The sequence below is a fragment of the Pedobacter sp. genome, assembly GCF_041662865.1.
Lineage (GTDB): Bacteria > Bacteroidota > Bacteroidia > Sphingobacteriales > Sphingobacteriaceae > Pedobacter.
Map to the genome: position 1 here is coordinate 25,633 of NZ_JBAZRL010000025.1, position 21,571 is coordinate 47,203.

The window sequence follows — 21,571 nt, forward strand, 5'->3', positions numbered from 1 at the left end:
CTTTAATAATAAAAAAGCCGCTGAATGCATTCAATCTGCAAATCAGCGGCTTCTTTAGCATATGAATCTACTTCATACTATTTTCCCTAATCGCTTTAAACTCACTGCCATCTTTCCAACCTGGGAAAGTAGTTTCGTTGCTTAAGCGATAACCTACATCAAATAATAATCTTAAGTCTTCTACCATTCCTGAGAAATCCCATTTGGCTGGTTCAAAATTATCTGCTGGTGCGTGATAACGATTTGTAGTATAATCTTCTTTTTGCGCTTTGCCCCAAGCTAAACCTTTAGCGATATTATCATCACCAGTTTCGGTATATAAAGCCGGAATACCCACTTTTGCAAAGTTGAAGTGATCTGATCTGAAGTAATAACCAGCTGATGGATTACTATCTTTAACTACAACCCTACCTTGTTTTTTAGCGGCTTCTACTAAATAATCTTCCAATTCAGATTGCCCTAAACCAACCGCAATAATGTCCTTTGTTTTTCCGCTTGCCGACATTGCATCGATATTAATGTTGGCCACTGTTTTATTTACAGGAACCAATGGGTGTGCCCCATAATATTCAGAGCCTAATAAACCTTGTTCTTCAGCAGTTACAGCCAAAAACAGAATAGAACGTTCTGGTTGCTTTTTAGCTTTTTTAAACGCATCGGCCAATACTAATAAAGCAGCAGTTCCAGTTGCATTATCTACCGCTCCATTGTAAATTGAATCTCCATTAATGGCTTCACCTTTACCTAAATGATCCCAGTGACCTGAGTAAATGATATATTCATCTGCTCTTTTAGTTCCAGGTAAAATTGCTGCCACATTGTGGGATACAGATTTTTTGATGGTATTATTTATGGTAGTTGATACTTTCAATCCTAAATCAACTGGTTTAAATCCTTTTTTACCGGCTTGTACCATTAAATCAGTTGATTTACCTGCCATTTTAAATATTGCTTTGGCTACATCTTGGGTAATCCATCCTTCTAGTAAAGCTCTTGATTTATTGTCATCGGCTGCTGCCAAATATAACTTAGATTTAGACCAACCACTTCTCACCACCGCCCAAGGATAACTTGCTGCTTTATCTTCGTGAATAATAATTACACCTGTTGCACCCTGACGAGCGGCTTCTTCGAACTTGTACGTCCAACGACCGTAATAGGTCATGGTTTTGCCTTTAAACAGAGTTGAATCTAAAAAGCCAGGATCGTTTACCATCACAACAACGGTTTTACCTTTTACATCTAAACTTTCGTAGTCGTTCCATTTGTATTCTGGGGCAACAATTCCATAACCTGCAAAAACGAGATCCGAGTTTTCTACTTTAACCTGATTGGTTACATGACGAGTTGCGCCTACAAAATCATCTAAATATTTGAGCGAAGTTGAACTTCCGTTAGCAGCTTTTATCGTTAAATCTGTTGGTGTGGACTTAATATCTACCATTGGCACATCTTGAAAATAACTATCGCCATTGGCTGGTTTTAGACCTAATTTTTCAAATTCACCTTTTAGGTAATTGATAGTTTTAGTTTCACCTTCGGTAAATGGTTTTCTACCTTCAAAATCATCGGAAGCCAAAACAGCAATGTGTTTTGAAAAAGCAGTATCATTTATTGCTTTTAAGGCAACCGAATCGGGTTGAGAATCTGCACCATTTTGTTTTGTTTGACAAGATGCAAAGCCCAATGCACCAAAAGCCAATATTAATAGTTGTTTTTTCATAGTTAAAGTTAATATTTTTAGTGTATAAGCAACAAAAGCGCAGATCAAAAAGAATCTGCGCTTTTGCTATTAATTAGGTGTCTTATTGTTTTCGTTCTACTTCTCTATCCATCTCTGTGATATTCACATTACTTGATTGAGAAAAATCTCCTAATAAGTAATTGTTAAAGTAATCGGCCAAACGCCAAAACATATATTCTGTCATGTCGCCAAAAGCGTGACGTTGACCGGGAACAATCATGTAATCGAACCTTTTACCTGCTTTAATTAATGCATTTGCTACACGAATTGAGTTAGCTGGATTTACGTTATTATCAACATCGCCATGCATTAATAATAAATGCCCTTTTAGGTTTTTAGCTAAATCTGGGTTTTTATCAATTGCATATTTGAAAGTAGTATCGCCTTTAGCCGAAACAATTTCTTTTACACCATGATGTTTCTCACTCCACCAACGGTTATAAATACTGTTATCATGGTTACCAGACTCCGAAACCGCAACTTTAAAGAAATCGGGATAAACCAATAAAGCTGCCGTAGACATGAAGCCACCACCAGAGTGACCAGTAATCCCAACTCTACTCGCATCTATAAATGAGTATTTATCAGCCAACTGTTCAATTGCTGCTTTTTTATCTGCTAAACCATAATCGCGTAAATTTCCGTAGCCATAGGTATGATACCATTTCGAGCGAGCTGGATTTCCACCTCTATTACCAACTGTAATGACAATATAACCAAATTGCGCCAATCGATCTACCCTATCCATGCTTCGTCCAAACGATTTATTTACTGCTTCCGTTTGCGGACCTGGATAAACGTACTCTATAATTGGATATTTTTTAGTTGGATCGAAGTTAAATGGCTTGTACATCACACCATAGATATCGGTTACGCCATCGTCTGCTTTCACTTTAAATGGTTCTGGGAATTTATAACCAGCTGCCATTAATAGCGATAAATCAGCAGTTTCTAAATCCATTACTTTATTACCTAAATTATCTAGTAAAACTGATTTAGGAACTGTGTTTACTCTAGAGAAATTATCTACAAAGTATTTTGCTTCATCATTCATGTTTACAGCATGATCAAAATCTCCACCATTCAGTAATTTCATTCCAGTGCCATCAAAATTAATGCTATATAAATGCATATAATAAGGATCTTCTTTTGCCTCACGGCCATTTGCAGTGAAATAAAGGACTCTGTTTTTTTGATCAATTCTTACGATTGCTTCACAATGAAATGCACCAGAAGTAATCTGATTTTTCAGTTTCCCGTTACCATCAAATAAATAAAAATGGCCCCAACCATCACGTTCACTCCAATGAATAATTTCTTTTCCGCCATCAATTAGTCCAGGGCGTTGAACTTCTACATAGGTATTAAAACGTTCGTCGATAAGTTGCGTAACTGCTCCAGTTTGGATATTAATGGTGCAAATATCAATGCGTTTTAAATCTCTACTAGTACGTGAAAAATAGAATTTCTCATTATCTCCCAACCAAATAGATGGGCGAAACTCGTTATCTCTATCCTTATTTAAATTTTCTTTGCCCCAACTAGAAATACTTTGATCTTTAAACGCTGTGGTATTTATTGTTTTCTGAGTTTTTGCAGCAAAATTAAACAGTACAAATTCATCAATAGGAGATTCCTTTTCTCCTGGCATTTGATATTTATACGTTTCTAAAGTTGGTCTGCCAGGAGTTACACTATTAATTACCCAAAGGTCTTTTACTTTTCTAGAGTCAGTTCTATCTAATACAAAATACTTAGCATCAGGCGACCATAAAACATAAGCTCCACGTCTTTTCTTATCGTTTTTAATAACTTCTTCATTGTTTTCTCCATCACCATCATTACCATACGAATAGAATTTTACACCATCTTTTGTAAGTTGATGTTCTACAATTGTACTATCATCTTCGTTTTTAACAGCTTTTAGATAATTGGCTTTATCCATCCAATACAAGTTGTAATTACGAGAAAAAATTACAGCAGAAGAATCTGGTGCAACAGAACCCCACGATGGTTTTGCTTTAGGTTTATCGTAATTTTTAACTTCTGTTAACGTATTAGTTCCTAATTCGTAGTTAAAGAAAAAGATTTTCTTTTGCATAGAATCCGCAGCCTTTTTATCTTTTCTATCTTTTTTGACTTCGTCTATTGTACTTTTTATTTCGAAATTGATGCTCTTTTCGTCTTTTGCAAACTTTAAATTTTCGATTGGCAAATGTTGTGTATCAAAAGGATCGCGAACAATTAGCGTGATTTGTGCTGCTAACTTCGAATTATCAAACAGTACTTTTTTACTTTTTACCGCGGGTTCAACGATATACCAAGTTTTTCCGTTAGGCGTTTCGAATTGATACCAAAATCTATTGCTCAATTTTAACCAATGAGGGTCAACAGCTGTTGAATAAATTATTTTTCTCAATTTTGTTGGCGAATAACGAGATGCTGCCTGATAATTAGCCTTTTCTGGCGCTTGAGTTGTTTCTGTTAATGAAATAGTTTTAGTTTGGGCAATTACTTGAATGCTCAAAACTGAAAGTAAAAACAAGAGTGAGTAGAGTTTCTTCATTGATGATTTTTAAAAGTAAATAAAAGGCCTAATTTATTTAAAATGTGCCTTTAACAGTCGATTTATTTGTAATAAAATAGATAGAGGTGCTAATTTATTGAACATTTATAATTTTATCCACACTGTACGAATTTCTCGCATAAATCTATCTTGTTTTTATAGTTTTGTGCTAAAGATTATAACATGAAAAAGAATTTCTTATCACTTATCGCGAGTGCATTGATTTTAGTAGCTGGTTGCCAAACTAAATCACAGTCTACTGCCGATGGAAATGTAAAAGATAGTACAGAGGTGGCAGCGGCAGATGGTACTTCTACAGAAAAAGTTGATGTGACTAACATAAAAGTTGCTGATGCAAAAACGATTTTAGAACGTAAACAAGTTCCAATTTTATGTTATCACCAAGTGCGCAACTGGAAAGCTACTGATGGTAAAGTTGGTAAAGATTACATTGTAGAAATACAGAATTTCAAAGATCAAATGAAAATGTTAGCAGATAGCGGTTATCATACTATTTTGCCTGATCAATTGTACGCTTACTTAAATACTGGAGCGAAATTACCTTCAAAACCAATCATGTTAACTTTTGATGATACAGATCTAGATCAGTTTACAATTGTTAATCCAACCTTAAAAAAATTGGGTTATAAAGCGGTTTATTTCATTATGACTGTTTCTATTGGCAGAAAAGGGAAGTTTGTAGATTATATGTCTTCTGATCAAATTAAACAACTTTCGGATGAAGGAAATGTAATTGGAAGTCATACGTACGATCATAAAAACTTCAAAAAATATGCGGGTAAAGATTGGGAAGAGCAATTAGATAAACCAACCAAGAAACTAGAAGAAATTACTGGTAAAAAAATGACGGAATTTGCTTATCCATTTGGTTTATGGAATGCTGAAGGAATACCTGAATTGAAAAAACGTGGTTTTAGAATGGCTTTTCAATTATCAACCAAACGTGATGAAAAAGATCCATTGTTTACCATTAGAAGAATTATAGCGAGTGGTTATTGGAGCCCTAAAACATTAAGCAATAGTATTAAAAATAGCTTTTAATATAGTTTGTTATTCAGAGCGTAGCGAAGAATCTCTTGGACGTATTATAGATTCTTCGTTGCTCTCAGAATGAAAAAATTTTTATGCCACCTCTTTAATTTGGTATTTTTTCCCGTTAAAATCAAAAGAACCACCTTTTTGTTTGCCCAACAATAACTTACCAATTGGAGAAACTGCCGATATTGCAAATACAGTTTCTTTGCCTAAGTGTAACTGTCCAGCGCTAATACTTAAATAGAAATTACCTTGATTGGTATATACTAAACTTCCGTTGCGAGCCTCTTCAGAAAAAGGTGCGTCTTTTAGAGAGCTTAATACTTTATAGTTTTCTTCTGCATCAATTAATAATCGTTTATTTCGATCTATATCTTGTTGCATCATTTCACGACTGGTTTCATACTTATCGCCAGCGCTACTCTTTGTATCGTCATTACTTGCTTCACGAGCTTGTTGTAAAGCAGTTTCAGCAGTTTGTATACGTTCTTTTATAAAATTTAAACAAAGTTGATATAGGGATGATTTGATTTCTTGCATAGTTTGTTAGTTAAGCAAACTAAATATATTAAAATTTAAGTTGCATTACCACTTATTGGTCTGCGATTTTAATTGAAAACTATTTTTCTAACCATTTAACTTTAGTTGCCATGGCGGTTCTGCTTGCTTCACGAGGTTCTTCGTTGTGATAGCCCATGTAAAATAAACCGTAGCATTTTTCATTTTCAGCAAGGTTTAAAAAATCTCCTAAGTCAGAAATTAAAGGCGGCGAACTCCAATACGCACCGATATTTAAAGCATCGGCAGTTAATGCTATATTTTGCACTGCGCAAGCTGTTGCAGCAATTTCTTCCCAAGCAGGCACTTTATCTGCATGGAATTGAATGTTAATAGCTAAAATACAATCCGCTTGTGCGGTTTTGGCTGAAAAGCTATCGTACTTTTTCTGTAAATAATTTCCTTGAGAAACTGTTTCCTTATACAAACGACCTAACTCTGCTCCTAACTTTGCTTTCGCTTCTTTTCTAATCACTACAAAACGCCAAGGTTGTGTTAATTTGTGCGTTGGCGCATAATTAGCACTTTCTAAAATTTGCTCAATAATATCTACTGTAATTTCCTTTTGTATATAACTATCAGGAAAAATGCTGCGTCTATTTTTTATGATCTTTGATAAAACTTCGTAATTACTCATGTCCAAAATTAAAATTTTAAGGTTCTAGTTTTGATAAAAGATTGTTTTATTGCTTTATTGTTGCATTGCTAGCTGTTTTCTTATCCGTTTCACTTTAGAATAAAAGCCACTGTTTTCTAGTAGATGTTTGCTAAAATCCAAGTTGCCCTAAATGCAATTTGTTCTTCTTTATAAAAGGTTATACCAATTAGGTCCTTAACATCTAAAGGCGGGTTATTTATGTAGATAAGCATTTGATTTTTACCAATGGTTTTATTAATTAACCCCATAATAGTTGTCTTTTTCATAAAAAACTTGTTGAGAAATATTTAAATACTTAACTTTAAGTTAAATTAAACCATTTATTATGAAAGTTATTATTTTTCCAATATTAATTGCTAGTGCCTTAATTACGGCAATAATTAATCGTACCGATACTGTACAAAAAACTAAAATTCTTTCTGACAACTCAAGATTAACCTATAATTTAAATGAAAAGAACAAATTAGATGGCGCTTATTTTGTTGAAAATACAGAAAGAAACGTTTGGCTTAGAGGGACTTACAAAGAAGAAAAAAGAACAGGCAACTGGTATGCCTTTAACAGTGACAAAACTGTATTTATAAGGTATAATTATGATTTAAAGAAATTATTATATATAGATACTGTAACTATAAAAAAAGCGGAAATCACAATTCTTGATAAGAATGATGATGTAGCAAAAGGAGCCTCTCCACTTCTTCCTATCTGTTCTATCGATCAATATGTATCATTATTAGGTGAAGCTGCAAAAGCTGGATATCCAAAAGATAATATAATCTATAATAAACCTACATTGGTTACTATTACTGCTATCGTAAAATCTGCAAAAGACGTTAAATATTCAGTAATTTATAATTTTAGAGGTACTAATTACACTTTTGACATTAACAACAAAGATCTTGATTTCCCAATTGACTGGATACCATCAACATACAGCGGTAAAGATGTGGAAGCAGAATTTAAAGTTTCTACTAATCTTGTTTTCGATCCAAACCCAAGTCAGACTAGAAGATTTAAGTGGAATTATTAATTCAACTATAATTTTTAAAAGCAATCTTCAGATTGCTTTTTTTTTGTCTAAATTTTACCAAGAGCTATATTTTTAAACTTTAGTGAGAACTTTAGCCAAAGAAACAAGATGAAAGTAAATTGGAAAGAGAGGCTGCTGTGCTATAAAAAACTAACATTTGTTTTCAAAAACCTTTTACCTTCTCCCTTTTAACCCTCAACCTTTATACGTACCTTTGCACCTTATTTTTAAGCAACATGATTTCAGTTTCTAATCTATCCCTACGTTACGGTAAACGTACTCTTTTTGAAGATGTTAACCTTAAATTTACCCAAGGCAATTGCTATGGCGTTATAGGTGCAAATGGCGCAGGTAAATCTACTTTTTTAAAAATTTTAAGTGGTGAAGTAAACCAAACAAGTGGTTCTGTGGCTTTTACGCCTGGTGAACGCATGGCGGTTTTAAAACAAAATCACTATGAATTTGATGAAAATACAGTAATTGAGACCGTTATGATGGGTCACAAGGAATTGTACGACATCATGATTGAAAAGGATGCTATTTATTTAAAGGAAGATTTTTCTGATAAAGATGGTGAACGTGCTGGTGAATTAGAAAATCTTTTTGCTGAGAAAGATGGTTGGAATATGGAAAGTAATGCGGCCACTTTATTGAGCAATTTAGGGATTAAAGAAGAGCATCATTATAAATTATTGAAAGAATTAGATGGTAACCAAAAGGTACGTGTATTATTAGCACAGGCTTTATTTGGCAATCCTGATATTTTATTATTAGATGAGCCTACCAACGATTTGGACATTGATACGATTGCTTGGTTAGAGAATTTCTTAGCAGATTATCAAGCTATTGTATTAGTTGTTTCTCACGATAGGCACTTTTTAGATGCAGTTTGTACTCACATTGTGGATATAGATTTCAGTAAAATGAGCATTTATACAGGTAACTATACTTTCTGGTATGAATCAAGCCAGCTAGCATTGAAACAACGTAGTGATCAGAATAAAAAACTAGAGGAAAAAGTTAAAGAATTACAAGAATTTATTCAGCGTTTTAGTGCAAATGCGTCTAAATCAAAACAAGCAACGTCTCGTAAAAAAGCATTAGATAAAATCGATATCTCTGAAATCAAAGCATCAAGCAGAAAATACCCTGCTATTTTGTTTAATAATTTAGGTCGCGAAGCGGGAGATCAGATTCTACAAGTAGAGAATCTAAGTAAAACAGCCAATGGTGAAGTTTTATTTAGTGGCGTAAACTTTATGGTAAATAAAGGTGATAAAATTGCCATACTTTCTCAAAATAGTTTAGCAACGACTGCATTCTATGATGTTTTATCGGGTAGAGATACCAGTTACAAAGGAGATTTTAAATTTGGAGTAACCATTAGCACAGCTGATATTCCGAATGATAACTCTAATTATTTTGAAGGAAAAGATGAAAACTTAGTGGATTGGTTACGTGAATATTCAGGTACCGATGCTGATGAGCAATTTGTAAGAAGCTTTTTAGGCAGAATGCTTTTCTCAGGAGATGAAGTATTGAAAAACGTAAAAGTTCTTTCTGGAGGCGAGAAAATGCGTTGCATGTTCAGCAGAATGATGCTGCAATTAGCTAACTTGTTAATGTTTGACGAGCCAACCAATCACTTGGATTTGGAATCGATTACTGCTTTAAATAACGGCATGAAAGATTTTAAAGGCACTATTTTATTTACTTCACGAGATCATGCGTTAACAGAATCAGTAGCTACAAGAATTATTGAACTTACGCCAAAAGGAAGTATTGATAGAATGATGAGCTATGACGATTATATAAATAGTGAAGAAGTAGCGAAGTTGAGAGAAGAAATGTATAAATAATTTCTTGTCATGCTGAGCCCGTCGAAGCAACTCATATAAATCACAATCGCTTTAAGATTGCTTCGTTCCTCGCAATGACGAGATCCCATAAAAAAGCCCCGATAATTTATCGGGGCTTTTTTTATATTATTGAAAACTGATTAATGACCTGAATGGCCATCAGCACCATGAGCATGTCCATGACTTAATTCATCAGCAGTTGCTTCACGTACTGATAATATTTTACCAGCAAAAATTAAGTTTTTACCTGCCATTGGGTGATTTAAATCAACCGAAATAATTTCTTCATGTACACCAGTTACACCAGCACGGAATTGATTTCCTTGGTTATCTTGTAAAGGAATAACATCACCAACTTTAGGTAATTCACCAGCTTCTTTAAACATATCTATTGGCAAATCTACATGAGCAGTTGCATCCAATTCGCCGTAACCATCTGCTGGAGAAAGTTCAAAACTATATTCATCACCAGCTTTTAAGCCTGCTAAATGTTCTTCAAATTTAGGTAACATCATACCTACGCCGTATAAAAATACTAATGGCTGTTCTTCGTTTGCTTTTTCAACAAAAACTTGCTGACCTTCTGGAGTAGTAGTGTGTAGTTCATAAGTTATAGACACTACTGTGTTCGAATTAATGTTCATTCTTAGTGGTTTTTTATGTTTTGTATTGCCTCGGCAACAGTACCTACAGGCAGTTGGCAAGTTTTATTTTGCAAATATTTATGGATTTAAAATTGTCCTTTTAATAAAATGCAGGGCAAAGATAATCTAATTATTAGGTTAACAAAAAACGTGTTTAATTGTTGCAAAAAAATGTTTAAAGTTTTGGAATAGCACCAAAAAACGCTATCAGCCATATAATGAGCAAGGCAGACTGGGAGATTATAGTTTGAAAATTAAATTATGTCATTTAGACATTTATTTTCTATTCTTAGTTTGTTCATCAATAAATTCCTCTCGAATTTGCGCCAATTCCTTTTGCTTTTCAGCAATTTTGGCTACTGCACTATGTTTTTCTGATTTGTCTCTAATTGTTAAATAGGCTTTTTTTAACTTAGCTATTTCTTTAACTAAAGATTTTCTCTTTGCAATAATGCCTTCTTCTTTTTCTAACATAGCGCAATCTACCCAAATTTAAACAAAGGCACCTTCGTTAATATGATAGTTAATGAGCTTTTATATTTTTAATTGCTTCAGCAACTGTATTTACCGGCAGTTGACAGGTTTTATTTTTGCATACATAAATTTTTGTTTCTTCACTTTCTTTGTCTTTTAATAATGGAAGCTCACTTTTTATTCCACCTAAAATAATTTTATTAGGGATGTAGAAATTATTCAACTCATTTTTAGCTTCTTGCAGATCAAAACCCACTATTGCAATTTCATTTATACCATAGACTTCATTCAGCAATTGAATACACCAATTTGAATAGGCCGAACCGTAAGCTTTTATACTTGGCAAAACTGATTTTAGCATAGCTGATGCCTTTTCACGATAATTTTCATCATCATAAAATAAACCTAATTTTTGCAGATTTTGTGCCATAACCGAATTCGATGCAGGTATTACATTATCCATCACTTCATGCTTACGAGCGATTAATTTTTCACCATTCCCGGCAGTATAAAAAAACATATCATTCTCCTCATCCTTGAAATTAGTTAATACATAATTAGTCAGGGATTTTGCTTCTTCTAACCACTCTTCGTTAAAATCTATTTCATAAAGCGCTATTAAAGCCTCAATCATAAAAGCATAATCATCTAAAAACCCAGGAATTGATGCTTTTTCATTCTTGTAATTACGATACAGGCCTCCATCAGACGTGATCATGTTATTTAAAATGAATTCTGTAGCTTTTTTTGCTCGGTCATAATACATTTCATAATCCAAAACTTGCGATGCATCTGCCAATGCTTTAATCATCATTGAGTTCCAAGCGGTTAAACATTTATCATCTAAACCTGGGCTTATCCTTTTGCTTCGTTCATCCAATAATTTTGCTTTTGCTAATGCTATTTTATTATAAAGTGTCTCAGCATCTATTCCATGTATTTCTAAAAAATCCTCTTCTTGATATATTCTCATTAAGATATTGGTTTGCTCTTCTTCCCAATTCCCCTCTTCAGTCACATTAAAATAATCTGCTAACAAAGTGGCATCTTCACCAAGTACTTTATCAAAAGTTGATTTATCCCATACATAAAATTTTCCTTCAACACCTTCACTATCCGCATCTAAAGCAGAATAAAATAACCCATTTTCTGCACTCATTTCTCTAAAAACCCAATCAATAGATTCTACAATGACTTGCTTAAAGGGCTCAAATTTTAAACATTGATATGCTTCTGTGTATAAGCTAATCAGCTGAGCATTATCGTACAACATTTTTTCGAAGTGAGGAACATGCCATTTATCATCAACAGAATATCTAGCAAAGCCACCTCCTATTTGATCATAAATCCCACCCATTGCCATACTTTCTAGTGTGGTACAAACTGCGGTAAAAGAAGCTTCATCTGGTGTCAAAAAGCTGTATTTTAATAAAAAACTCCAATTATTTGGTAGGGGAAATTTTGGTGCTCTATTATAACCCCCTTCGGTAATATCAAAATGACGCTTCCAAGGTTCAATTATCTCTGCCAGATGCGATTTACTAAAAACAACTTCTTCTGTTGAAGAAACGATTTTCTCAGATTGTTGGATGCCATCCGTTAATCGCTCTGCATAATTCAACGCTTTTTCTGGCTCATTTTTCCAGAGGTCCGATACATTTTCTAGAATATTAATCCAATCGTTTTTTCTAAAATAAGTACCGCCATACACTGGTCTTTGATCTGGTAAACAGATTGCATTTAATGGCCAACCTCCATTTCCATTCATTAATTGTACGGCCAACATATAAATTTGATCTATATCTGGCCGCTCCTCTCGATCTACTTTTATGCATACAAAATTTTGGTTCATTACTTCGGCAACTTCATGGTTTTCAAAGCTTTCGTGTTCCATTACATGACACCAATGACAAGCCGAGTAGCCAATACTTACCAAAATCAATTTATTTTCTCGCTTTGCTTTTTCTAATGCATCTACCCCCCATTCATGCCATTCGACAGGATTATAAGCGTGTTGCAATAAATAAGGCGAAGAAGCATGGATAAGGTTATTAGGCTGTTGCATAGATTTGAGTGTTGGGATTTGAGACTAATTTTCTCAATCTTGTAAAATTATAAATTATCTGTTTAACCCCTCTGGATTAATTATTGTTTTTTACTTTAGCATTTTCAAATCTCATATCTCAAAAAATGAAAATCACACATACCGAAATTTATCGTTTTAGTATCCCAATGGAGCCTTTTGTAATTGCAACTGGTACCATGCATTTTGCACAAAATGTGTTCATCAGAATTTTTACGGATGCAGGTATTTATGGTGTTGGCGAATGTTCTGCTTTCCCAATGATTGTTGGCGAAACTCAAGAAACTTGCTTGGCCATAGCTAAAGATTTTGCACAGATATGGAAAGGGAAAAATCCGTTGGAAATACCGGAACGGATGCAAGATTTATTAGCTTATGCCGATCATAATGCAACTATAAAAAGCGCTTTTGATATGGCTTTGTTTGATATAGCTTCAAAAAATGCGAAACAACCTTTATATCAATTTTTAGGTGGGCATAAAAGAACGATTGAAACTGATATGACCATTGGCATTGATACGCCTGAAGGAATGGCACAGACTGCATTGAAGTATAAAAATAATGGATGTAGAATTATTAAAATTAAGCTAGGCAAAAAAGTACATGAAGATATTGAGCGAGTAAAACAGATTAGAGCTGCCATAGGAGATGAAATGATTTTACGTTTAGATGCAAATCAAGGTTGGAGTTTTGATGATGCTCTTTTTGCTTTGGGTGAATTAGAATCTGAAAATATTGAGTTTTGTGAGCAACCCATGCGCACTTGGTTTGATGATAAATTACCTGAATTGGCATTAAATTCTCCTATTAAATTAATGGCTGATGAAAGCTGTTATAACCATCATGATGCTAGAAAGCTTATTAATAGCAAGGCTTGTGAATATTTGAATATCAAGTTCGCTAAATCTGGTGGAATTTTAGAAGCGCAGAAAATACATGAAGAAGCTTTGCAACATGGTGTAAAATGTATGATTGGCAGCATGCTTGAAAGTAGAATTGCGTTAAGTGCTAATTTACATTTCGCTTTAGCAAGTCCTAATGTGGTATTTTTTGATTTAGACACCTGTTTATTAGGTCATTTAGTTGATCCAGTTATCGGCGGATTAACTTATGATGGTTACTTTTTAACTGTTCCTGAAACGATTGGGATTGGCTCAGATGCGGATGAAAAGTTTTTGAAGAGCTGTGAAAGTTGGACTGTTTAATTTTTTCATCGAACTTAAAAACCTGTTCGTCGATAATTACGAAGTTTTCGTATAATACTGCATAGTAGCATGCAACTTTTTTTGATTGTGGTCGTCTTATTAACAAAACCCACAAATTATGAAAACTTCAATCAAAACAATTTTTGCTACTGGCTTAATCGCATTAGCAACCATCTCATCAGCAACTGTTTATGCAGTTAATCCTGTAAATGAAACATCAATTTCTGCAAGTGCAGTAAAAATTTCTTCCATTAATAAATTAAAGATTAGCGGAAATGTAGAGGTAACTATTATCCAAAATTCAAAGTCTAACGTATTATATACAAACGAAGGAAATGAAGATGTTTTGGTAAAAAAAGCAGGTAGCTCTATTTTTGTAAGTTCAAAAAACAAAAATCAAGCTGGAAAAATAACTATTTATGTTGATGATATTTATAGAATAGAAGCTTCAGAAAATGCCTCTGTATTAGCAAACAATACATTAACTTTAAAATATCTTCAAGTGTATATATCAGGTAATGCTTATGTAAAATTAAATGCTAAGACTGAAAATTTATATACTACAATAACAGGATCTTCAAAATTAGATCTAAAAGGATCGACAAATTTATATACTATTAACATGGATAAATCGTCTAAAATTAGCTTAAACAGATTTCAATCTAAACAAACTGACATGCAATCTTCGGTGTATGTTGCAAGTAGAGACTAAGAAAGAATACAGAATTTAAAAGCCTATCAAGTTTTGGTAGGCTCTTTTATTTGATTAAAATTTGGGTAAAGGCCAAACTATCTCCATTAAAAGCATTAAAATCAACAACGTGATTAATTCCGTTAATGCGAGCTTTATCAGAATGTTGCCAGAATTTCCAAGTATTAGTAGCCAATTTTAGTTTAGGCTGGTGATAATGCGCTACCCAAAAAGGATAATCATCATAGTAACTCATCAAATTATCTTGATAGAATTTAAGCCCTGAATAAATGATTGGTTTAACTTTTGTCTTTTCTTCAATTTGGATGATAAATGCATTTAATTCTTTACGCATCTTTTCTGGAGAAACGCCATCTAAACTTTCTATATCAACGACTGGAGGTAAATCTCCTTTTTCAAAATTAGCTGTTTGTAAGAAAAAGTTAGCTTGCCATAAACCAGATCTTTTTGGTCTAAAAAAGTGATATGCCCCTACTTTTATACCCGCTTTTGGAGCTTCACGCCAGTTTCGTAGAAAATATGGATCTACATTTAAAAGTCCTTCGGTAGCTTTAATAAAAGCGAATGTAACATGCACATCATCTTCTTTCATTGCTTTTACCTTTTGCCAATCTATTTTCCCTTGATAATAAGAAACATCAATCCCATGAACTGTATATTTTTTGGGGATTTTGATATTGAAGCTTTCGTATGTCCTGTAGTTTTTATCTTCGCCCGGATGGCGTAACCAGAACCAAGTTGATGTAGCAATTTTCACTACGTAGCCATAATAAAACGGTGATAATAGCACTAATAAAACACCGACAATCGCAAATTTTAGCTGTATAGACAGGTCTTTGCTTTTTTTTCGAGAAGATTTTCTTTTCTTGACTGGCATTTTATTTTTTAACCAATATAAGGAATGTAAGTTTAGTTACATTCCTTATATAGTCAAAGCTTATTTACTTAATTCAGCATAGTATTTATGAAATAATGGCAATGTTTCAATGCCTTTGTAATAGTTGTAAATATCGTATTTTTCATTTGGCGAGTGCAATGCATCACTATCTAAACCAAAGCCAAATAATACGGATTTAATACCTAAAACATCTTCAAATAACGCTACTATTGGAATACTTCCACCTCCGCGAGTTGGAATAGGTTTTTTACCAAAACTATCTTCAATTGCTTTTTCAGCAGCTTTGTAAGCAATACTGTCTGTTGGAGTAACCACTGGTTCACCACCATGATGTGCGGTAACCTTTACTTTCACATAATCCGGTGCAATACTTTCGAAATGTTTAGTAAATATGGCTGCAATTTCATCAGAATTTTGATTGGGCACTAAACGCATAGATATTTTTGCATTTGCTTTACTTGGTAAAACGGTTTTAGCACCTTCACCTATGTAACCACTCCAAATTCCGTTTACTTCTAAGGTTGGTCTTGTTCCTGTCCTCTCTAAAGTGCTGTATCCTTTTTCTCCCCAATCTGCTTTAATATCAAGATCTTCTTTGTATTCAGTCAAATCAAATGGAGCAGAATTTAATGCTTTTTTCTCTTCATCCGTTAATTCTATTACTTTATCATAAAATTCAGGTATAGTAATGTGATTATTTTCGTCATGTAATGAAGCAATCATCTTACATAAAACAGTAGCAGGATTTGCTACTGCACCACCATAAACGCCAGAGTGTAAGTCGCGATTTGGACCCACAACCTCTACTTCCATGTAGGCTAAACCACGTAAACCAGTTTCTATAGATGGGTTTTCCATTGAAATCATTGATGTATCAGAAATTAAAACTACATCAGCTTTCAATCGGTCTGCATTAGCTTTCACAAAAATACCCAAGTTTGCAGAACCCACTTCTTCTTCGCCTTCAATCATAAATTTAACGTTGCAAGCCAAGGTATTGGTTTTCATCATTAATTCGAACGCTTTTACATGCATATAAAACTGTCCTTTATCATCGCAAGCACCACGAGCGTAAATTTTACCATCGCGTACTGTTGGTTCAAAAGGAGGAGTTTTCCATAATTCTAATGGATCTGGTGGTTGCACATCATAGTGCCCATAAATCAAAACGGTCGGCAGTTTTGCATCTATTATTTTCTCTCCATAAACTATCGGATAACCAGCTGTTTCGCAAATTTCAACTTTATCAGCTCCTGCTGCTGTCAATTTCTGCGCTACAAAATCGGCTGTTTTTAATACGTCACCTTTATATTTAGGGTCGGCACTAACCGATGGAAAACGCAACAATTCGAACAACTCATCTAAAAAGCGTTGTTTATTATCTTCAACATATTTCTTGATTTCTTGCATAACATTTATATTTTGAACAAATATAGGTTTTTCGTTAAAAGACTGATAAAAACAATCCGATCAAAATTAATTCGTAAAGCTCCATGCATAAAAAATTACCTAACTGCACAACCCCAGCCTTTCTAAACCTTGGCGAAGTGGTTTCTCTATTTTCATCGGGATTAGTGAAAGCAAATGACTAATATTATTATGAAAAGTTGTCCTGGCTTTTCTAAAAAAATTCTTCACCATAAATTACCAACACCTTTTCATAACAGCACATAATTTGTTATTTTTGAGGTTCAAAAGAAGGAACGGATTTGGATTATTTAGCAGGATTAAACCCACAACAAAGAGCAGCAGTAGAAAACACCCAAGGACCAGTAATGATTGTTGCTGGTGCGGGTTCGGGCAAAACGAGGGTTATTACGTATAGGGTTGCGCATTTAATAGAAAAAGGCGTTGATGCGTTTAATATTTTAGTGCTTACATTTACCAATAAAGCTAGTAAAGATATGCGTGAGCGTATTGGAAAAGTTGTTGGTAATGAAGCTAAAAACATTTGGATGGGTACTTTCCACTCTGTTTTTGCGAAAATTTTACGTGTAGAAGCTGAGAAAATTGGTTATCCTTCGAACTTTACCATTTATGATACAGATGATAGCAAAAGTTTAATACGTACGATACTAAAAGAGATGCAATTGGATGATAAATTGTATGCTGCTAATGTAGTTTACAATCGCATTTCATCTGCTAAAAATAATTTAGTTTCTGCAACAGAATATTTAGAAAACGATCAAATTCAAGCAGAAGATGCTGGCAATAAACGTCCACTTTTAGGCTTGATTTACGAAACATATGCAAAACGTTGCTATAAAGCGGGAGCAATGGATTTTGATGATTTGTTGTTTAAAACCAATGTGCTACTTAAAAATCATCCTGACGTTTTAAATAAATATCAACATAAGTTTAAATATTTGATGGTTGATGAGTATCAGGATACTAACTTTTCCCAATATACTATTGTTAAAAAATTGGCTGCAGCGCATCAAAATATTTGTGTGGTTGGTGACGATGCACAAAGCATTTATGCTTTCCGTGGAGCAAATATTCAGAATATTCTAAACTTCGAACGCGATTATCCTGATTTGAAAGTTTACAAATTGGAACAAAATTATCGTTCTACGCAAAACATAGTTGAAGTTGCCAATAGCATTATCGCTAATAACAAACATCAATTAGAAAAAAACGTATTCTCTGAAAACGAAAAAGGTGATCGAATTAAAGTTTCGAGGGCTTTTTCTGATAATGAAGAAGGTAAATTAGTTGCCGAAGCAATTGTGCAAGACCGAGCAAATAGCGGATTAAAATATCACGATTTTGCGATTTTATACCGTACCAATGCACAAAGTAGAGCAATGGAGGAAGCTTTGCGTAAATTGAATGTGCCTTATAAAATTTATGGCGGTTTGTCTTTTTATCAACGTAAAGAGATTAAAGACTTAATTGCATACTTCCGTTTAACATTTAATCCAGCGGATGAAGAAGCGATTAAACGTGTCATCAACTATCCTCGTCGTGGTTTAGGCGACACTACCGTAGAGAAAATATCAGCAGCTGCAGACCAACATGATGTGACGATGTGGCAAGTAATTTGTAATCCGCAGCAATATATACAAGGCAGAATTGCAAATCAACTGAATGATTTTGCAGTGATGATACAAAGTTTTGCAGCAGAATCTAAAAAATTAGATGCGTATGAAACTGCTTTATATATCGCCCAACATTCAGGAATCTTAAAAGAATTACATACCGATGATAGCGTTGAAGGTCGTTCACGTTATGAAAACATACAAGAGTTATTGAACGGAATTAAGGAATTTGCAGAACGAGAAGATATTGAAGATAGAAGTTTAGCGATTTTTATGCAAGATATCGCTTTGCTAACTAATGATGATAATGATAAAAACAAAGATGCAGATACGGTTTCGCTAATGACCATTCACTCGGCCAAAGGTTTGGAGTTTAAGAATGTATTTATCGTTGGCTTAGAAGAAAACCTCTTCCCTTCACAAATGTCATTAACTTCAAGAACAGATTTAGAGGAAGAACGCAGATTATTTTACGTGGCCATCACTCGTGCAGAGAAGAAATTAACAATTACGTATGCTACTTCTCGTTACCGTTGGGGACAATTAACTTCTTGTGAACCAAGTCGTTTTATTAATGAAATCAATCCATCTTTTTTGGAATTAGAAGTTGTTAAACCTGCAAAAAGTAGTTTTGGAGAAAATAGTTTTGACAGTGAACGCAAAAGTTGGAGCCAGCAGCGTGAGTTTACACCAAAACCTGCAACAAGTACCACTACCATTAGACCAAAAACAACGTCTATTTTACCAAAAGCTCACGTCCCAACACCTGGTTTTACACCAAATGCGTCAAACGAGTTTCAAAATGGAATGGATGTAGAACACGAAAAATTTGGGTTTGGAAAAATTGTAAATTTAGAAGGAACTTTACCAGACGTGAAAGCAACGGTATTTTTTCAGGGCTTAGGGAATAAGCAGTTGTTATTGAAATTTGCCAAATTGCGAATTGTTAAATAATTAGTATCTTTGATGCATTAAGGGCTTCAACATTTCGATGAATTCTTAACCAAAATTTCTCATTAAAATATCGTTCTGGTTTTCAACCACGTATTTTTGTTTTGGTTATTTCATAATGTGCCTAACAATAACTATTTTCAATATTAAATTTATTCAATGAATTTCGATTATAATACCACTCGTAGCGATTTAATTTTGGCGGAGTATGGTCGTAATGTACAAAATATGGTGAAGTACATTATTGATTTACCAACCAAAGAAGAACGCAATAAATATGCACAAGCAGTAATAGACTTGATGGGTTTTTTAAACCCACATCTACGCGATGTTGCAGATTTTAAACATAAATTATGGGATCATTTACACATCATTTCTGATTTTAAGATTGATGTAGACAGCCCTTATCCAAAACCTAATCCAGAAGCAGCACAATTTAAGCCTGCACATATTGGTTATCCTCAACAAAAAATTAGATATAAACACTATGGTAAAACTGTAGAAAAACTGATTGAAAAAACGATTGAAGAAGAAAATCCTGAACGTAAATCAGCTATGGTGCAAGGCATTGCCAACTTTATGAAAATGGCTTATGTGCAATGGAATAAAGATAATGTTTCTGATGAAGTGATTTTTAAAAATTTGCGTGAGCTTTCTGGAGGTAATTTAGAACTCGATGAAAATGTAAACTTGCAAAAAGTTGAATTTAGACCTCAAGTAAATAGACCAAATAATAACAATCGTGGGCGAAACAACAACAATAAAGGACGCCAAAACAATAATAATGGTGGGCGCCAACAAAGAAATAACAATCCAAAACAAAGACATTAATTCATCTCATCGTTTATTAACGAGATAAATACAACCAAATGAATGCATTCGAAATTATAGGTGGCAAGAAATTAAAAGGCGAAATCACTCCACAAGGAGCAAAAAACGAAGCCCTACAAATTCTATCTGCTGTTTTATTAACCGACCAAAAAATTAGTATCAGCAATATTCCTGATATTAAAGATGTAAATAAACTGATTGAATTACTAGGAGATTTAGGGGTATTAGTTGAACGTATCAACAAAGACACTTATACTTTTGAAGCTAAAGATATTAAACTAGATTTTTTCGAATCTGATGTATTTAAAGCTAAAGGTGGAGGTTTACGTGGTTCCATTATGATTGTCGGCCCATTATTGGCTCGTTTTGGTAAGGCTGCAATCCCAAAACCAGGTGGTGATAAGATTGGTCGTCGTCGGTTAGATACGCACTTCATTGGTTTTGAAAAATTAGGTGCCAAATTTATCTACGATAGTAAAAGAGCATTTTTTAATGTTGATGCTACTAATTTAAGAGGTGCTTATATTTTATTAGATGAAGCATCTGTAACCGGAACTGCAAACATTGTAATGGCTGCTGTGTTAGCAAAAGGTACAACAACAATTTATAACGCTGCTTGCGAACCTTATTTACAGCAATTATGTAAAATGCTTAACCGTATGGGCGCTAAAATATCTGGCATTGGCTCTAATTTATTAACAATTGAAGGTGTAACAAAATTAGGTGGTACTGAACACAGAATGTTGCCAGATATGATTGAAATTGGTTCTTTCATCGGTTTAGCAGCCATGACAGAGTCTGAAATCACCATCAAAAATGTATGTTACGATGAGCTAGGTGTTATTCCAGAAGTTTTTAAGAAATTGGGGATAAAATTAGAGCGCAGAGGTGATGATATTTATATTCCTTCTCAAAAACATTATGAAATAGATACTTTTATTGATGGATCTATTTTAACCATTGCAGATTCACCTTGGCCAGGATTTACCCCAGATTTATTAAGTATTGTTCTAGTTGTAGCAACACAGGCTAAAGGAAATGTATTGATCCATCAGAAAATGTTTGAAAGTCGTTTATTCTTTGTAGATAAATTAATAGATATGGGTGCACAGATCATTTTATGTGATCCACACCGTGCTACAGTAAACGGAATTGATAAGAAATATCAACTTCGTGGAATTAGCATGACTTCTCCAGATATTCGTGCTGGGGTTTCCTTGTTAATTGCTGCTTTATCTGCAGAAGGGACTTCGACAATTTA

The 21,571-nt window shown here is 33.9% G+C and carries 18 protein-coding genes; 8 read left to right on the forward strand and 10 right to left on the reverse strand.

The features are described from left to right. Positions 1 to 67: 67 nt before the first annotated feature. Positions 68 to 1,723, reverse strand: a complete 1,656-nt coding sequence (locus WC622_RS09980) for a M28 family metallopeptidase (protein WP_372819546.1) — start codon at positions 1,721 to 1,723, stop codon at positions 68 to 70. Between the two features lie 82 nt (positions 1,724 to 1,805). Then, positions 1,806 to 4,310 (reverse strand): DPP IV N-terminal domain-containing protein, encoded by a 2,505-nt coding sequence (locus WC622_RS09985; RefSeq protein ID WP_372819547.1) that lies wholly within the window; start codon positions 4,308 to 4,310, stop codon positions 1,806 to 1,808. Between the two features lie 183 nt (positions 4,311 to 4,493). Between WC622_RS09985 and WC622_RS09990 the strand changes: the two genes are divergently transcribed. Next, positions 4,494 to 5,372, forward strand: coding sequence for a polysaccharide deacetylase family protein (locus WC622_RS09990; protein ID WP_372819548.1), 879 nt, complete (start codon positions 4,494 to 4,496; stop codon positions 5,370 to 5,372). Between the two features lie 81 nt (positions 5,373 to 5,453). Here the strand turns inward: WC622_RS09990 and WC622_RS09995 are convergent, their stop codons facing one another. The 3 genes from WC622_RS09995 to WC622_RS10005 all read right to left on the reverse strand — a co-directional run bounded on the left by WC622_RS09995 (position 5,454) and on the right by WC622_RS10005 (position 6,848). Continuing rightward, complete coding sequence (locus WC622_RS09995; protein WP_372819549.1) at positions 5,454 to 5,906, reverse strand: 3-oxoacyl-ACP synthase; 453 nt, start codon at positions 5,904 to 5,906, stop codon at positions 5,454 to 5,456. Between the two features lie 79 nt (positions 5,907 to 5,985). Then, positions 5,986 to 6,561 carry a nitroreductase gene (locus WC622_RS10000; RefSeq protein ID WP_372819550.1) on the reverse strand — a complete coding sequence of 192 codons (576 nt, stop codon included), beginning with the start codon at positions 6,559 to 6,561 and terminating at the stop codon, positions 5,986 to 5,988. Positions 6,562 to 6,677: 116 nt separating this feature from the next. After that, complete coding sequence (locus WC622_RS10005) at positions 6,678 to 6,848, reverse strand: hypothetical protein (RefSeq protein WP_372819551.1); 171 nt, start codon at positions 6,846 to 6,848, stop codon at positions 6,678 to 6,680. A 59-nt stretch (positions 6,849 to 6,907) separates the two neighbouring features. Here WC622_RS10005 and WC622_RS10010 point away from each other — a divergent pair, with 59 nt between their 5' ends. Further along, positions 6,908 to 7,612, forward strand: coding sequence for a hypothetical protein (locus WC622_RS10010; RefSeq protein WP_372819552.1), 705 nt, complete (start codon positions 6,908 to 6,910; stop codon positions 7,610 to 7,612). Between the two features lie 236 nt (positions 7,613 to 7,848). Then, on the forward strand, positions 7,849 to 9,471 hold the full coding sequence (locus tag WC622_RS10015; protein WP_372819553.1) for an ABC-F family ATP-binding cassette domain-containing protein: 1,623 nt from the start codon (positions 7,849 to 7,851) through the stop codon (positions 9,469 to 9,471). 140 nt (positions 9,472 to 9,611) lie between these two features. Here the strand turns inward: WC622_RS10015 and WC622_RS10020 are convergent, their stop codons facing one another. From WC622_RS10020 to WC622_RS10030, 3 genes are all read right to left on the reverse strand, one after another. Further along, complete coding sequence (locus WC622_RS10020) at positions 9,612 to 10,115, reverse strand: peptidylprolyl isomerase (RefSeq protein WP_372819554.1); 504 nt, start codon at positions 10,113 to 10,115, stop codon at positions 9,612 to 9,614. 276 nt (positions 10,116 to 10,391) lie between these two features. Beyond that, a complete protein-coding gene (locus WC622_RS10025) occupies positions 10,392 to 10,589 on the reverse strand; it encodes a hypothetical protein (protein WP_372819555.1) in 198 nt (65 codons plus the stop codon). A 49-nt stretch (positions 10,590 to 10,638) separates the two neighbouring features. Further along, positions 10,639 to 12,654, reverse strand: coding sequence for a thioredoxin domain-containing protein (locus WC622_RS10030; RefSeq protein ID WP_372819556.1), 2,016 nt, complete (start codon positions 12,652 to 12,654; stop codon positions 10,639 to 10,641). Between the two features lie 125 nt (positions 12,655 to 12,779). Here WC622_RS10030 and WC622_RS10035 point away from each other — a divergent pair, with 125 nt between their 5' ends. Both WC622_RS10035 and WC622_RS10040 read left to right on the forward strand, forming a co-directional pair. Further along, a complete protein-coding gene (locus WC622_RS10035; RefSeq protein WP_372819557.1) occupies positions 12,780 to 13,877 on the forward strand; it encodes a mandelate racemase/muconate lactonizing enzyme family protein in 1,098 nt (365 codons plus the stop codon). 118 nt (positions 13,878 to 13,995) lie between these two features. After that, the gene (locus WC622_RS10040; protein ID WP_372819558.1) at positions 13,996 to 14,589 is read left to right on the forward strand and encodes a GIN domain-containing protein; all 594 of its coding nucleotides are present in this window, start codon (positions 13,996 to 13,998) and stop codon (positions 14,587 to 14,589) included. Positions 14,590 to 14,635: 46 nt separating this feature from the next. Here the strand turns inward: WC622_RS10040 and WC622_RS10045 are convergent, their stop codons facing one another. Together WC622_RS10045 and WC622_RS10050 are read right to left on the reverse strand one after the other, a co-directional pair. Next, positions 14,636 to 15,466 (reverse strand): glycoside hydrolase family 25 protein, encoded by an 831-nt coding sequence (locus tag WC622_RS10045; protein WP_372819559.1) that lies wholly within the window; start codon positions 15,464 to 15,466, stop codon positions 14,636 to 14,638. A 60-nt stretch (positions 15,467 to 15,526) separates the two neighbouring features. Continuing rightward, positions 15,527 to 16,897 (reverse strand): dipeptidase, encoded by a 1,371-nt coding sequence (locus WC622_RS10050; RefSeq protein ID WP_372819560.1) that lies wholly within the window; start codon positions 16,895 to 16,897, stop codon positions 15,527 to 15,529. Positions 16,898 to 17,196: 299 nt separating this feature from the next. Here WC622_RS10050 and WC622_RS10055 point away from each other — a divergent pair, with 299 nt between their 5' ends. From WC622_RS10055 to murA, 3 genes are all read left to right on the forward strand, one after another. Next, a complete protein-coding gene (locus tag WC622_RS10055) occupies positions 17,197 to 19,482 on the forward strand; it encodes an ATP-dependent helicase (protein WP_372819561.1) in 2,286 nt (761 codons plus the stop codon). A gap of 156 nt (positions 19,483 to 19,638) precedes the next feature. After that, positions 19,639 to 20,310, forward strand: coding sequence for a DUF4290 domain-containing protein (locus tag WC622_RS10060; protein WP_372819562.1), 672 nt, complete (start codon positions 19,639 to 19,641; stop codon positions 20,308 to 20,310). 38 nt (positions 20,311 to 20,348) lie between these two features. Continuing rightward, positions 20,349 to 21,571, forward strand: a 1,223-nt coding sequence (gene murA / locus WC622_RS10065; protein ID WP_372819563.1) for a UDP-N-acetylglucosamine 1-carboxyvinyltransferase, incomplete at its 3' end; no start/stop codon positions are given.